This window comes from Clostridium sp. Marseille-Q5894 (assembly GCF_946902305.1).
Classification (GTDB): domain Bacteria; phylum Bacillota_I; class Bacilli_A; order Erysipelotrichales; family Coprobacillaceae; genus Thomasclavelia.
Map to the genome: position 1 here is coordinate 29,294 of NZ_CAMPPT010000005.1, position 16,349 is coordinate 45,642.

Annotated in this window: 12 protein-coding genes and 1 riboswitch; of the genes, 11 read left to right on the forward strand and 1 reads right to left on the reverse strand. The window is 32.0% G+C overall.

The annotated features are described in order from the left end of the window. Positions 1–34 precede the first annotated feature (34 nt). On the reverse strand, positions 35–1,225 hold the full coding sequence (locus OC535_RS08710) for an acetate/propionate family kinase (protein ID WP_024722622.1): 1,191 nt from the start codon (positions 1,223–1,225) through the stop codon (positions 35–37). 115 nt (positions 1,226–1,340) lie between these two features. Further along, positions 1,341–1,440: riboswitch (TPP riboswitch) on the forward strand. Positions 1,441–1,515: 75 nt separating this feature from the next. Here OC535_RS08710 and OC535_RS08715 point away from each other — a divergent pair. The 11 genes from OC535_RS08715 to OC535_RS08765 all read left to right on the forward strand — a co-directional run bounded on the left by OC535_RS08715 (position 1,516) and on the right by OC535_RS08765 (position 16,234). Further along, positions 1,516–2,040 (forward strand): energy-coupled thiamine transporter ThiT, encoded by a 525-nt coding sequence (locus OC535_RS08715; RefSeq protein WP_024722621.1) that lies wholly within the window; start codon positions 1,516–1,518, stop codon positions 2,038–2,040. Between the two features lie 127 nt (positions 2,041–2,167). Next, entirely contained in the window at positions 2,168–2,695 is a 528-nt protein-coding gene (locus OC535_RS08720; protein WP_227053002.1) for a DUF402 domain-containing protein, read from the forward strand. A gap of 10 nt (positions 2,696–2,705) precedes the next feature. Further along, entirely contained in the window at positions 2,706–3,155 is a 450-nt protein-coding gene (gene tsaE, locus OC535_RS08725; RefSeq protein ID WP_024722620.1) for a tRNA (adenosine(37)-N6)-threonylcarbamoyltransferase complex ATPase subunit type 1 TsaE, read from the forward strand. Next, positions 3,152–3,754, forward strand: a complete 603-nt coding sequence (gene tsaB, locus OC535_RS08730; protein WP_024722619.1) for a tRNA (adenosine(37)-N6)-threonylcarbamoyltransferase complex dimerization subunit type 1 TsaB — start codon at positions 3,152–3,154, stop codon at positions 3,752–3,754. Before tsaE ends, tsaB begins: the two co-directional genes overlap by 4 nt. Continuing rightward, complete coding sequence (gene rimI, locus OC535_RS08735) at positions 3,748–4,191, forward strand: ribosomal protein S18-alanine N-acetyltransferase (RefSeq protein WP_227053000.1); 444 nt, start codon at positions 3,748–3,750, stop codon at positions 4,189–4,191. Before tsaB ends, rimI begins: the two co-directional genes overlap by 7 nt. 2 nt (positions 4,192–4,193) lie before the next feature. Next, positions 4,194–5,228, forward strand: coding sequence for a tRNA (adenosine(37)-N6)-threonylcarbamoyltransferase complex transferase subunit TsaD (gene tsaD / locus OC535_RS08740; protein WP_498823605.1), 1,035 nt, complete (start codon positions 4,194–4,196; stop codon positions 5,226–5,228). Continuing rightward, complete coding sequence (locus tag OC535_RS08745; protein ID WP_024722617.1) at positions 5,221–5,850, forward strand: redox-sensing transcriptional repressor Rex; 630 nt, start codon at positions 5,221–5,223, stop codon at positions 5,848–5,850. Before tsaD ends, OC535_RS08745 begins: the two co-directional genes overlap by 8 nt. A gap of 55 nt (positions 5,851–5,905) precedes the next feature. Beyond that, positions 5,906–7,291, forward strand: coding sequence for an asparagine--tRNA ligase (gene asnS / locus OC535_RS08750; protein WP_024722616.1), 1,386 nt, complete (start codon positions 5,906–5,908; stop codon positions 7,289–7,291). Between the two features lie 106 nt (positions 7,292–7,397). Beyond that, positions 7,398–8,861, forward strand: coding sequence for a metallophosphoesterase family protein (locus OC535_RS08755; protein ID WP_227052997.1), 1,464 nt, complete (start codon positions 7,398–7,400; stop codon positions 8,859–8,861). 384 nt (positions 8,862–9,245) lie between these two features. Further along, positions 9,246–10,259, forward strand: a complete 1,014-nt coding sequence (locus tag OC535_RS08760; RefSeq protein WP_498823704.1) for a D-2-hydroxyacid dehydrogenase — start codon at positions 9,246–9,248, stop codon at positions 10,257–10,259. Positions 10,260–10,672: 413 nt separating this feature from the next. Then, positions 10,673–16,234 (forward strand): DUF7927 domain-containing protein, encoded by a 5,562-nt coding sequence (locus tag OC535_RS08765; RefSeq protein ID WP_498823606.1) that lies wholly within the window; start codon positions 10,673–10,675, stop codon positions 16,232–16,234. Positions 16,235–16,349 lie beyond the last annotated feature (115 nt).

The window sequence follows — 16,349 nt, forward strand, 5'->3', positions numbered from 1 at the left end:
AGACAAAACATGTAGCTTAAAGCTACATGTATTTTTATAAGTTTAATAAGCGTTTAGTATCGCGAGCGATAACTAACTCTTCATTAGTTGGGATTACAAAAACTTTTACTTTTGAATTAGGGGTGCTGATCAAACGATCGCCCTGACCATTTACATTAGCATCTTCATCAATTTCAATACCTAAGGCATCTTTTAATAAATCACAAATTCCTTTACGAGCAAAGAAAGAATTTTCACCAATTCCAGCCGTAAAGCAAATTGCATCTACACCACCTAAAGCAATGAAATAACGTCCAATATAAGCAATGACGCGGCGATAGAAAATATCGATTGCCAACTGGGCTCTTTCATTTCCTTCCATCGCAGCATTTTGAACATCTCTAAAATCACTGGATATTCCTGAAATACCTAATAACCCTGATTCTTTATTCAACATCTTGATAACTTCTTTCATATCCATACCGACTTCTTCGATCAAATAATCGATTACCGAAGGGTCAACATCACCGCTACGCGTTCCCATCATGATACCTGCTAATGGTGTAAAGCCCATTGAGGTATTTACAGAGATTCCATCTTTAACAGCACTTAAAGATCCGCCGGCTCCTAAATGAGCGACAATGATTTTTGAATGTTCAGGATTTCCCATCATTTCAATGCAGCGATGAGAAACATAGTAATGACTAGTTCCATGAGCACCGTATTTACGAACTTTATAATCAGTATAGTATTTATATGGAATAGGATAAATATAACATTTTGGTTCTAATGTTTGATGGAAAGCTGTATCAAATACAGCTACAGCACCAGCATTAGGAATAGCTTCTTTAAATGCATAATACCCTGTTAAATGAGCTGGATTGTGTAAAGGTGCAAGTGATTTTAATTCATCAATCTTATTTACAACATCTTCATCGATAACTGCTGATGAGCTGAAATAAGCGCCCCCTTGAACAACACGATGTCCAACCCCTTTGATTTCATTTAAATCTTTTACGATTCCTTTTTCGATTAATGTATCTAATAAAAGCTGCACTGCAACTTTATGGTTTTCGATCGAACTAGTTGTAACGGTTTTTTTACCATTGTATTTGATCGTAAAAATTGAATCATTTAAACCAATTCTCTCGATTACCCCAGAAGTGATAACAGATTCATCATCCATTTCAAATAATTGAAATTTTAATGAAGAACTACCTGCGTTTACAGAAATAATTTTTGCCATTTTCACAAAGCCTCCTTAATCTATGGACATTATAACACCATTTTATAAAATTGCTAGTTAAATGCATAAGCTTTATTGTTTTTTTCTTGCTATTTTGTCGATAACATTTATAATATAAATGAGCCAGGGGCGCGTTAGCTGAGAAAGGATAAAACCTTGTCCCTTATCATCTGAACTGGGTAATGCCAGCGTAGAGAGAGCAATTTTAAATTATTTGCTTTTTTACGCTTGTAAAAAAGCTTTTTTAATTTTGTTTGGCTCTTTTTATAAGAAAGGGGAAACAAAGAAAAATGAAAAACAAAAAATTTGAAATCAACACCAAGACCATGACTTATATGGCAATATTTGCAGCATTACAAATTGTTTTAGAATATCTAACCCAATTTACACCAACTATGCCACAAGGCGGAAACGTTGCATTTTCACTAGTAGTATTGATGCTTTGCAGTTATTTGATGGGAGCCTGCTATGGAATCGTCGTTTCGTTAGTTTGTGTCGGATTACATTTTGTCTTAGGATTAGCGACTTTTTATGGCGCACTATCAGTAATATTTGATTATTTACTGCCAATGGCAATTGTGGGAATGGTGGGATTTATTCCCTTGATCAAGATCAAAAATTTTGATCTTCCGATTGGAATCATCATTGTAATGATATTAAAGACGATTTGTCATTTAATTTCAGGATGGTATGCTTTTGCAACACCGTTACAAGCAAATTTAGCTTATAATGTTCCATATAATCTAGCAACTTTAGTAGCTTGCTTTGTTTTATTTGTGATTCTATATCCACGATTAAAAAATACCATCAAATAATAGTTTTTTAAATCTCATTACCAGTTAGTGAGATTTTTTTGATTGGTATCAAGAATTAAAGTTACATCTTTAAAAAGGCACTCAATTTGTGTATAATGTTACTGTTATAAAAGAGAGGTAGTAAAAGATGTCAAATTCCCTGATAGGAAAAAAAGTATTAATTCATTGTTATAAGCATGATGGAAGTATTCATCGTTGCTGGTCCAAGGGATTTATTTTAGATGAAAATGAAGAACATTTTATTGCAATAAATAATCGTACTTTGGTAACGGAAGCAGATGGGAGAATGTGGCATACAAGAGAACCGGCGATTTGTTATTTTCCTAAGAAAAAATGGTATAATGTTATTTGTATGATTCGTAAAACGGGAGTCTATTATTATTGTAATATTGCTTCTCCAACTTTATATGATGGTGAAGCTTTAAAGTATATTGATTACGATTTGGATCTAAAGGTATTTCCTGATGGAAATTACCGAATCTTAGATGAAGAAGAATATAAGCAGCATGCAAAACAGATGAATTATTCAAAAGAATTAGATAAAATATTGAAAAAACAGTTAAATATCTTAATTGATCGTGCTTCAAAGGGTGAAAAGCCTTTTAATGAAGACTTTACTAAACACTGGTATCATGTTTATGAAGATTTAACATAGGGAGGTAAAGATGGAGAAAGTAATCAAAGTAAATAATCTCGAAGAAACAATTGAATTAGGCAAAAGATTAGGCGAAAGCTTAAAACCCCAAATGCTGATTACTTTAAGCGGTGATCTAGGGGCTGGTAAAACTACTTTTACTAAAGGAATTGGTTTAGGATTAGGAATTGAAAAGATTATAAATAGTCCTACTTTTACCATCTTAAAACAATATCATGGTAGATTGAATCTATCACATTTTGATGCTTATCGCTTAGAAGATCAAGATGCTGATCTAGGTTTTGAAGAAATTTTTGATAGTGATGATATTTGTGTGATTGAATGGGCAAAATTTATTGCTGATATTTTACCAGTGGAGAGATTAGAAATTATAATTAAAAAAATCGATGAAGATGCTCGTGAGTTTACTTTTAAAGCAGTAGGTTCTAAATATGAACAATTGATGGAGGACTTTAAATGAAAACAATTGTAATGGATACATCAAATATTTATTTAGTAATAGCTTTGTATGAAGATGGTCAATGTATTGATAAATATCAAGAAAAAGGCAATCGGCGCCAGTCAGAATATGCTTTAACATATTTAAATGAGATGTTAGAAAAAAATAATTTTGATGTTCTCGATGTTGATGAAATGATCATCACGATCGGTCCTGGTTCCTATACCGGACAAAGAGTTGCTTTAACGATTGCTAAAACTTTAGCTGCGATAAGTAAGATCAAAATCAAAGCAGTATCTTCTTTACATGGTTATGTAGGAAAAAATAAAGCAATCAGTGTTATTGATGCCCGCAGTAAAAAAATATTTGTTGGTGTTTATGATAATAATCATAGTGTTGTCGCTGATCAAATCATGTTGATTGAGGAATTTGCGACTTTTAAAAAGCAATATGCCAATTACCCTGTTTGGGGTGATAGTGAAATAGTGGGTCATGATAAAGTTGAAATTGATTTAAGTAATAATATATATCAGGCTGCTAAAAGTGTCGATTATGTAAAGGATGTCGATAATCTAGTACCGCAGTATTTAAAAGATGTTGAGGCTAAAAAGATATGCTGATTAGACGGATGGATCTTTTAGATATTGATAAAATCGTCGCTTTAGAGCAGGAACTGTTTAGTTCCCCTTGGGATAAAGAAGCATTTTATTATGAATTGGAAAAAAATGCGTTTTCAACAATTCTAGTTTTAGAAGATGAGTTAGAAATAATTGGATATATTGGGATGTGGTTATTAGGCGATCAGACGCAAATAACGACGTTAGGGATAAAGAAAGCATATCAGGGTAATGGTTATGCTAAAAAATTAATGGATAAATGTGAAGAAATCACGAAAATGATGGGATATGCTAATATTAATTTAGAAGTTAGGATATCAAACCAAAGAGCAATCAGGTTGTATGAAAAATGTGGTTTCAAGATCGTAGCAATTAGAAAGAACTATTATCAGGATAATCATGAAGATGCATATTTAATGATAAAAGAAATGGAGGTATAAAGATGTCACTGATTTTAGCAATCGAATCAAGTTGTGATGAAATGGCAATGGCAATATTAAAAGATAAACGGGAATTTTTATCAAGTGTAGTAGCTTCACAAATTGATGTTCATGCTCTATATGGAGGCGTCGTTCCAGAAATTGCCAGTAGAAAACATGTAGAGTGTGTAAGTCTAGTATTAAAAGAAACTTTAAAAAAGGCCAATATCACGATTGATGAAATTGATGCCATAGCGGTTACTAAAGGACCAGGGCTGGTTGGATCACTGCATATTGGTCTGCAGGCGGCTAAGACGATAGCCATGGCATATCATAAACCATTGATCGGAGTTCATCATATCGCCGGACATATATACGCTAATAATTATAATCAAGATATGATTTATCCAAGTTTATGCTTAGTTGTAAGCGGTGGACATAGTGAACTGGTTTTGTTGAAAGCACCATTTGAATTTGAAGTAATTGGGATGACTTTAGATGATGCTGTTGGTGAGGCTTATGATAAAGTAGGTCGAGTATTAAACTTACCATATCCTGGTGGACCGGTAATCGATAAGATGGCAAGTGCTGGTAAACATACTTATGATTTGCCTGTTCCTTTAGATGATGATAGTTATAATTTTAGTTTTAGCGGGTTAAAATCAGCAGTAATTAATTTAAATCATAAAGCTAAACAGCGTGGTGAAATAATAAATAAAGATGATTTAGCTGCTTCTTTTCAAGAAGTCGTGATTGAAGTTTTGGTCAATAAAACAATCAGAGCCGCTAAAACTTATGGGATAAAACAAGTAATGCTGGCTGGTGGTGTCAGTGCTAATCGGGGATTAAGAAAAGCTATGGAAACAGCTGTTAAAGATTTAGATGGGGTTGAATTATTATTACCGCCAATGAGCTGTTGTACCGATAATGCGATGATGATTGCTTTAGCAGCTAAAGAAATGTATGATTTAAAAATGTTTAGTGATTTATCTTTAGGGATAAAACCTAATTTGGATCTTGAAAATGAATCGGTTAGTGAGGTAAATCGAAATGGATAAAAAAATCTCTAATGCGACGATGTCGCGTTATCCGGTTTATTTAAAAGCATTAAGAAAGATGCAGCATGAAGGAAAAGAAAATTGCTTATCTAGTGAACTATCAGAATTAACCGGAATCCAGGATACCACGATTCGTCGGGATTTTACTTATTTGTCAAAAACAGATAATTTTGGACAACGGGGTAAAGGTTATGACGTTAAACACTTGATCGATGGCTTAAGTGAAGTGCTTGGTTTAGGTCTAGATGAGTCGATTATTTTGATCGGAGTCGGAAATTTAGGTAGTGCGATCTTAAAATATAATCGCTGGCAATATACAGTAGGAAAAATCGTTTGTGGTTACGATCAGGATAAAAATAAAGAGGGCGAACGTTTTGGGGTCAAATTATATAATATCGATGATTTAGAAAAAACGTTTCCTAGAGATTGTAAGATTGCGATTCTGGCTATTTCAGAAAATGTTCAGGCAACGGTCGATCGTTTGATGGATCTAGGAATAAAAGGAATCGTTGATTTTACTCATACCCATTTTACGGTTAGACCAGGGGTTGAAGTACAGCAGGTCGATGTAGTTGTCGCAATTCAAGAATTAGTAATTAAGATGGATTCAAATCAGCAATAATACTTGAATAGTCGCGTAAATAAAGTATATAATATGTAAAACTAGGAGGATTAATATGTTTGAATTTATAACGGTTAGAGAACTATATGAAATGTTTTTAAGTAACCAGGTAATGGATTTAGAGGGTTATGAGTATGTTGAACTTGAAGGATGGGTTCGAACTAATCGTAATAGTGGTAAATTAGGGTTTATTGCACTTAACGATGGGACGTATTTTAAAAACTTACAAATTGTTTACACTGAACAAGGAATTGAAAATTATGCTGAAATTGATAAGTTATCAACAGGAAGTGCAATCAGAGTAGTTGGTAAATTGAAATTGACGCCAGAGGGAAAACAGCCATTTGAAGTTGAGGCAACAGAAATTGAAATTGAAGGTCGCTGTGATGAAGATTTTCCTTTACAAAAGAAACGGCATTCATTTGAATATATGCGCGAAATTCCTCATTTAAGACCAAGAGCTAATTCGTTTTACGCAATTTTTAGATTACGTAGTGTATTGTCGATGGCGATTCATGAATTTTTCCAATCACAAGGATTTGTTTATGTTCATACACCAATCATTACTAGTAATGATGGTGAAGGTGCTGGAGAAATGTTTAGAGCAACAACGATCGATGATACAAATTTCAAAGAAGATTTCTTTGAAAAAGAGGCTTTCTTAACAGTTACTGGACAATTACATGTTGAAGCATTTGCGATGGCTTTTAGAGATGTGTATACATTTGGACCAGCGTTTAGAGCAGAAAATTCGAATACTTCTAGACATGCTAGTGAGTTCTGGATGATTGAACCAGAAATAGCTTTTGCAGATCTTGAAGATGATATGGATCTTATTGAAGATATGGTTAAATATTGTATTGATTATGTTTTAGATAATGCACCTGAGGAAATGAACTTTTTTGCATCGATGATCGATAAAGATTGTATTGAGCGTATTACTAAAGTAAGAAATAGTGAATTTAAACGAATGACATATACAGAGGCAATTGAAATATTAGAAAAAGCAGATGTTAAATTTAAAAACAAAGTATCTTGGGGAATGGATTTAAACAGTGAACATGAACGTTATATTTGTGAGCAGGTTGTTAAAGGACCGGTATTTTTAACTGATTATCCAAAAGAAATCAAAGCGTTCTATATGCGTTTAAATGATGACAATAAGACTGTTGCTGCTTGCGATTTGTTAGTTCCAGGAATTGGTGAATTAGTTGGTGGTAGTCAGCGCGAAGAAAGATATGATGTTTTAGAGAAAATTATGGACGAGAAGAAAATGAGTAAAGAAGGATTACAGTGGTATATGGATCTCCGTCGTTTTGGGGGTTGTAAACATGCTGGATTTGGTTTAGGATTTGATCGTTTCTTAATGTATTTAACTGGTATGCAAAATATTCGTGATGTTGAACCATTCCCAAGAACACCAAGAAATTTGAAATTCTAAAAAGCCTATTTTTATAGGCTTTTTCTTTTAAAATCGTTGAATTAATATATTTTAATTATTTATTCTTTACTTGATTGCGGTATAATATAAAATAGGAGGCGATAAAATGAATGAGTATGATTTGATCAACTGTTATTTGAATTTGATTTATGATAATAGTGTAACTTATTTTAGTCGCATTCTTGATGGATATCGTGGCTTATGTCAGTTTAGAAAGTGGATGTATAAACGTAATATTAACATAAATGCAATTGAAAATATTGGTTATGATACATTTATGGCAATTATTAAAGCTAAGAGGGTGGAACAGATAATTGATAAATTTGATCCTAAGCACTATCAGGAGTTAATTGATTATATAAAGGTGGAAAGAGATAAGTATCAAATTGTAGCGTTATCTAGTTTTAATTATGATGAGTCAATCAATATTTATTTAACTTCGACCCAGCTGGTTGAAGATTTAAGTAGTGATAAAGTAAGTGTATTAAATTGTCATAGCTTATTAAAAAAGAATGATCTATCATTTTATGGTCCGTATAAGCATTTTGTTAATGCTTTGTATCAAATTGATCGCTGGCCGGGTTTATTAATTTTTAAAGGTGATGATTGGGCTTTTGTACCGGTATATACGATCAAAGATATTGAGGATGCAATGTTCAAAATAGAACATGGGACGATTTTTTCAAGTAAATATTTAAGTCCTTATGATAGTTATTTTGTTCAGTTGAGTGATTTGCATTTAGGAAACAAAAAGAAAAATCAGGGTCGTTTGGCTTTAGAGGAAAGTTTAGATGATACTTGTAAACAATTACGTTCATATTATCAGTTAAAGTTTTTAATTACTGGTGATTTGATGAATTCACCAAATCAAAAGAATATGTATGAAGCATCAGGGTTTATGAAATTATTAAAAAATAGGTATGGGGGCGATGTTTCGTTTATTTTAGGTAATCATGATGTTATTGTAAATGGTTTTAATATTTTTAAGAAACAAAAGAGTAAAGTGATTGCTTTTTTGTTGAATGAAAGTATTAAAGTATTTGAAGAAGAAAAAATTATTTTAATTAAAATCGACTCTACAGTTGAAGGGAATCTAGCCCGGGGTAAAGTGGGACAAGAGCAGTTAGCTAATATTGATGAAGAATTAGAAAATATTCCTAATTTAAAAAACTATACATTAGTAGCAATGTTGCACCATCATTTATTTCCGATTACAAGAGATGAGTTTTTAAAACAGAGATGGCGGGAAAAGATGTTTGTTGGTAGAATTATGGATAGTTCTAAGGCCTTAGTTGATAGTCAGGAACTAGTTGAATGGCTTCGAAAACATCAGATCCAGTATGTTTTACATGGTCATAAACATTTACCGTTTTTTACGAATCATGATGGGATGTATGTAATTGCTGCAGGTTCTTCATGTGGTAGTGGAGCTAAAGAATGTGATAGTCGTTATTTGAGCTATAATGTATTGAAATATGATCATCGTTATAAAAGATTTAAGTATTGCTTTATTATATATGATGATATGACTTTACAAGATCGACAAAGAATTATAGTGAATATGTTTTAGGAGAAGAAGATGAAGTTAGTTGATGGAATGAAAGATGAAAAATTAGGGAGTGCAATATTATATAATTTCACAAAGGGATATGGTTCTGTACCAATGGATCTTTATAATATAGTTTTACCTTTATTGTTTAATGATATTTTTAGGGAAGAAATAAATAAGTTTGATACTTTTTTAGATTGTGTCAAGTCTTGTTCGGTAATAGATCCTAATTTTACGGATAAGATCATGGCTGATATTGAAAAGATGGATGATATGACTAATCGGGCGTTAGGAATTGCTTTATTGAATAAAGCTCTTAGTTTTAAAATTAATAGTGGTGTGATGAGTGGTAATTGGAAGCCATCAAAGATCTTAGATTTGAATGAAGCTATTTTGTTAGGTAAAATGTTAAGTGGAAAAACATTAAAAGATGTAATAGAGATTCTTCAAGAAGATTTAAAAATTGTTTTTTTGGATAGTGAGACATTAGGAAAAGATGTTGATTTGTCTAAATTAAATAAATATGGAGCTGTAACAGTTTATGATCAAAGCTCCAAAGAAGAAATAAAAGAAAGAATTAAAGATGCCAGTGTTGTAATTACTAATAAGCATTACTTAGGAGCAGAGCAGTTAAAAGATGCTTCAAAGTTAAAATTAATTTGTGTAACGGCAACTGGGGTAAATAATATTGATTTAGAATATTGTAATAAAGCTAAAATCGTAGTTTGCAATGTGAAAGGTTATTCTACAAATGCAGTAGCACAACATACATTTGCTTTACTTTTAGATCTTTATAATAAAAATCATTATTATCATAACTACATAGATTCTGGAAATTATTCTTCAAGTTCAATGTTCACTCATTTAGGTCATACTTTCCATGAATTAGCAGGAAAAACATGGGGAATTGTCGGAATGGGAGAAATTGGTCGTAAAGTAGCAAGTATCGCAAGTGCTTTTGATTGTAAGGTTCAGTATTTTTCAACTAGCGGAAAGAATAATCAACAAAGTTATCAACAGGTAGATTTTGATACGTTATTAAAAACTAGTGATATTATTTCTATTCATGCTCCATTAAATGCGCAAACGCAAAATCTTTTTGATAAAGAAGCTTTTAGAAAAATGAAAACTTCAGCATATCTTATTAATGTTGGAAGAGGTAAAATAGTAAATGAAAATGATTTAGTAGAAGCATTAAAAGAACATCAACTTGCAGGAGCTGGTTTAGATGTTTTTGAAAATGAACCATTTAATAATGAATGTCCTTTATTATTAATAAAAGATGCAACAAAATTGCTTATGACACCACATATTGCATGGGCACCGATCGAAACACGTAATCGTGTAATTGAAGAGGTTTGTTTAAATATCGAAGGTTATAAAAGTAATAAATTGAGAAATGTTTGTACTAATTTTTAAAAAAATCTGTAATGAATAGGAAGTTTTCTTATTTGTTACAGTTTTTTATTGATTGAGTTTATTTAATGATTTTTGATATTTAAGATTAAAAGAGTATTTATATTATTAATGACAGAATTTTTTAAACAAATTTTTATAAGAATAATAAATTTATTTAGTATAAAGTTATTATTAATAAATAAAATCAAATTTTTGGTAATATAAACATTTATTTTAAAATATATTCTATTATTCCTACTAATATAGGGAATTTTTGCATTTGACTTGATAAATGAGAGTGCTATAATTAAAGTGTGTATTACTTAATATTAGGATATGCACATCAATATACCAGTAACAAATAAAAATTTTAAAGAAAGGAGATTAATAAATTTTACGCGGATTAAATAGTCTAATTTATTATGGGAAAAAAGATGAAAAAATTAAAAAACATCAAAAAAATATTAATATTGCTGCTTGCCATAGTAACAGTGTTTTCTATATCTGGTGTGACAAGTTATGCAGAAACTAAACCATTTGGTGGAATAGACGTTGATTTGGATTTGTATGAAATTACAGTTCGTGAAGCGGACGATTCTTTTATTACAGATCTAACAAGTGCGGAGAATGTTGTTTTCACAAATAATGAGGAATATGATATTAATTTAAGTATTAGAAGTGGTCGTATTTATGGGTCGCCATCTAATTTGATAAAAAGTGAATATAATTCTAATATTAAATTACAATATGCTTCAACTTTTACATTCAATTGGGGAACTCAGCAATTACGTACTTTGGAACCGCTTACGTTTGTGAATAAAGTTCCTGAATCAGTTAATGTTCCGGTACCTTTTTATTTTGAAGAAGGTGAGCAGGCGGGATCATGGATTTTTACTGAGACCAGACCAAATGAATTATCTGAAAGTACAAAAATCAATGTTCAAAATTTACGTTCTTTAATGAAAGAAAATAATTATACATATACTTATAATTCTGGAATACTTCATTATAGTCCTAGAGTAAAATATTTGGCTTCTAATGGCACTGAATTGTGGAGTTCTAATAATGCTGCTTGGCAGTTTAGTGTTCCAATGAATGTTAAATATACTGTTGATATTAAACCTGTTACGGCTGGGGGAACACCTACTATTGGAGGTAATAATACACCAGTAGATGTTCCAAAAATTAGTGAAGTTAATAAAGAATTTTTCAGAAATAGAAATATCAACACTTATGAAAACGATTACACTGCTCCTGAAGGAACTACTGATCAAGCATTATTAAATTATGGTGATAGCTATAATGTTGCAACAAATCCTATTGATGAAAGTATTGTAGTAATGTCAACTAATGCGACAGTTGCTGATCCTTTAACTGGTGAAGGAAATCAGGCAACAAGTGTTGGTGTTGTTGGGGGACAAACTAGTATTGAAGTAGCATATGGGAAAAATGTTACTTTTACAAAGGTAGATGAAAACGGTGACTCTATTGCAGGTGCGGAATTTACAGTATATGATGGGGATTCAGTTATTGGTAGTGCAACATCAGATAATGCGGGAACTGTAAATTTGCCAACTTTACGTATGCCTAAGTTGGGAGAAAATGTTACTTATACTATGAAGGAAACAAAGGTACCTGAAGGATATGTGGAAAATGATGCTGTTTATACAATTACTATTGATGACAAAGGTAATGCTACTATTGGTGGAGCTGAAGATGGCAAAATAGCGAATTATAAACCAGTAAAAATTACTAAAACAAGTAATCCTGAATCTGGTGAATATGTTAAAAAGGGTCAAAAAATAGATTATATTTTAACAGTGGAAAACACTTCTGATAAGGTAAGAGATATTGTTGTTACTGATCAATTACCTGATGGTGTAGTATATGATACTAGTAAACCATATACTATCATTGATCAAAGTGGTGAGGTAGTTGCAACAGGAAATCATTGGAATGAAAGCTGGGAAGGTCAAATAGATGGAAAAGCGATATTAAAAATTGTCATTCCAACAGTTGTCACAAAAGAATATGATCCTGTGAATATGGAAGAAAATATAATTACCAACCAAGCAAGTTTAAAAGCTAAGAAGATAATTGGTAATACAGATGAGTATGATAAAGAACAATTTACAGAAAAAGTTACGCATTATATTACACCAAAAGTAAGTTATACGATGAATAAAGTTCGTGTAACGGAACCAAAAGAAGGCTTAAAAGGCTTTGTAGCTGGAGCTGATGAAAAAATTAAATATGAAGTAACATTCGAAAATACTGGAGAGCTTGATTTAAATATTGATTTAAATGATGTATTTGAAAATGCTGGTTACTTCACATTTGTTGGTAATAGTACAGCAAATATAACACTTGAAAAAGGTAAAACTAAGACTGTAACATTCATAGCAACAGTAAATGAAGGTACACCATCTAATATTGATAAAGGATATTTGAATACGGTAACCTCAGAAGGAACAGCTACGTATACTGATCCAAAAAGCGGTAATGATGTAACGATTGATAAAACAACGCAAGAGGATCTAGAACAAACAAGTACTGCTAATACACCAGTAATTGAAGTAAAGGATCCAACGATTACAAAGACAAGTGATCCTGTATCGGGGTCAACAGTAGCTAAAGGTGACAAGATCACATATACATTAACAATAGAAAATCCATATGATGTTGAAAGAGAAATAGTAGTAACAGATAATCTACCTGATCAAGTAAAAGCGGATGGAAAATATACGGTTAATGGAGTAGAACAAGATCAGGCTTGGAATGGCAGCTACGAAGGAACGATCGAAGCTAATGGAAAATTAGTAATTAAAATTCCGGTAGAAGTAATAAAAGCATTTGATAAAACAAACGGTGAAGTCAATGTTATTAAAAACCAGGCAAGTTTAAAAGCAAAAGATGTTTTAACTGATGAATATGGTGATGATATACCAACAGAAGAAGTTACACATTATATTACACCAAAAGTAAGTTATACGATGAACAAAGTTCGTGTAACGGAACCAAAAGAAGGCTTAAAAGGCTTTGTAGCTGGAGCTGGTGAAGTAATCGAATATAAAGTGACTTTCAAAAATACTGGAGATCTTGATTTAAATATTAATTTAAATGATGTATTTGAAAATGATAGTTACTTTACATTTGTTGGTAATAGTACAGCAAATATAACACTTGAAAAAGATGAAACAGAAACAGTAATCTTTAAAGCAACAGTAAATGAAGGTACACCAGCAAGTGATGATAAAGGATATTTGAATACAGTAACCTCAGAAGGAACAGCTACATATACTGATCCAGAAAGCGGTAATGATGTAACAATTGATAAAAACAAACAAAAAGATCTAGAACAAACAAGTACAGCTAATACACCAGTAATCGTTGTAAAAGATCCAACGATTACAAAGACAAGTGATCCAGAAAGTGGATCAACGGTAGCTAAAGGAGATAAGATCACATATACATTAACAGTAGAAAATCCATATGATGTTGAAAGAGAAATAGTAGTAACAGATAATCTACCTGATCAAGTAAAAGCAGATGGAAAATATACAGTTAATGGAGTAAAACAAGATCAGGCTTGGAATGGCAGCTACGAAGGAACGATCAAAGCTAATGGAAAATTAGTAATTGAGATTCCAGTAGTAGTAATAAAAGCATTTGATGAAACAAACGGTGAAGTCAATGTTATTAAAAACCAGGCAAGTTTAAAAGCAAAAGATGTTTTAACTGATGAATATGGTGATGATATACCAACAGAAGAAGTTACACATTATATTACACCAAAAGTAAGTTATACGATGAACAAAGTTCGTGTAACGGAACCAAAAGAAGGCTTAAAAGGCTTTGTAGCTGGAGCTGGTGAAGTAATCGAATATAAAGTGACTTTCAAAAATACTGGAGATCTTGGATTAGATATTAATTTAAATGATGTATTTGAAAATGATGGTTACTTTACATTTGTAGAAGCTAATGAAGCAAGTATCAGACTTGAAAAAGGTGAAACAGAAACAGTAATCTTTAAAGCAACAGTAAATGAAGGTACACCAGCAAGTGATGATAAAGGATATTTGAATACAGTAACCTCAGAAGGAACAGCTACATATAAGGATCCAGAAAGCGGTAATGATGTAACGATTGATAAAACAACGCAAAAAGATCTAGAACAAACAAGTACAGCTAATACACCAGTAATCGTTGTAAAAGATCCAACGATTACAAAGACAAGTGATCCAGAAAGTGGATCAACGGTAGCTAAAGGTGACAAGATCACATATACATTAACAATAGAAAATCCATATGATGTTGAAAGAGAAATAGTAGTAACAGATAATCTACCTGATCAAGTAAAAGCAGATGGAAAATATACGGTTAATGGAGTAGAACAAGATCAGGCTTGGAATGGCAGCTATGAAGGAACGATCGAAGCTAATGGAGAATTAGTAATTGAGATTCCAGTAGTAGTAGTCGAATCATTTGATGAAACAAACAGTGAAGTCAATGTTATTAAAAATCAAGCAAGTTTAAAAGCAAAAGACGTTTTAACTGGAGAAGATGGTGAAGATACACCAACAGAAGAAGTTACACATTATATTACACCAAAAGTAAGTTATACGATGAACAAAGTTCGTGTAACGGAACCAAAAGAAGGCTTAAAAGGCTTTGTAGCTGGAGCTGGTGAAGTAATCGAATATAAAGTGACTTTCAAAAATACTGGAGATCTTGGATTAGATATTAATTTAAATGATGTCTTTAAAGAATCTGATTACTTTACATTTGTAGAAGCTAGTGAAGCAAGTATCAGACTTGAAAAAGATGAAACAGAAACAGTAATCTTTAAAGCAACAGTAAATGAAGGTACACCAGCAAGTGATGATAAAGGATATTTGAATACGGTAACATCAGAAGGAACAGCTACATATAAGGATCCAGAAAGCGGTAATGATGTAACGATTGATAAAAACAAACAAAAAGATCTAGAACAAACAAGTACAGCTAATACACCAGTAATCGTTGTAAAAGATCCAACGATTACAAAGACAAGTGATCCAGAAAGTGGATCAACGGTAGCTAAGGGTGACAAGATCACATATACATTAACAATAGAAAATCCATATGATGTTGAAAGAGAAATAGTAGTAACAGATAATCTACCTGATCAAGTAAAAGCGGATGGAAAATATACGGTTAATGGAGTAGAACAAGATCAAGCTTGGAATGGCAGCTACGAAGGAACGATCGAAGCTAATGGAGAATTAGTAATTGAGATTCCAGTAGTAGTAGTCGAATCATTTGATGAAACAAACAGTGAAGTCAATGTTATTGGAAATCAAGCAAGTTTAAAAGCAAAAGACGTTTTAACTGGAGAAGATGGTGAAGATACACCAACAGAAGAAGTTACACATTATATTACACCAAAAGTAAGTTATACAATGAACAAAGTTCGTGTAACGGAACCAAAAGACGGATTAAAAGGATTCTATGCTGGTACTGGTGAAGTTATTGATTATAAAGTGACTTTAGTAAATACTGGTGATATCACTTTAAATATTGATTTAGAAGATATCTTTGTTGATTCTGAGTATTTTGAATTTGTTGGTTCTAATCAAACTAATGTAACGATTGAACCTGGTGAAAGTAAAGAAGTAATATTCCAGGCTACGATCAATGCTAATACACCGGTAAATGCTGATTATGAAAATATTGTAACTTCAATTGCAAGTGGAAGTTATGTTGATGCTGAAACTGGTGAAGTAGTATTGGTAGATGAAAATAATTGGCCTGATGGTGATACTAGTGCAAGATTAGAGGATAATGCTTTTACACCAGTAATTGCTCCTGGAGTAACTCCAGTTGATCCTGAAGAACCTGCTAAACCTGAAAAGCCAGGTGTTGATACTGGAGATAACTCATCAATTGCTTTATTTGGTTCTCTTGCAATAGTTTCTGGTTTAGGTTTAATATTAAAAAGAAAAAAAGAAGATTAATAGATGATCAAAGATAATTGATTGAAAAGGAACTGTAATTTTACAGTTTCTTTTTATCTATTTTGAAGAAAATTAAAGAAATTGATTTTAACTCCGTTTTTTCGGTTTTATGATG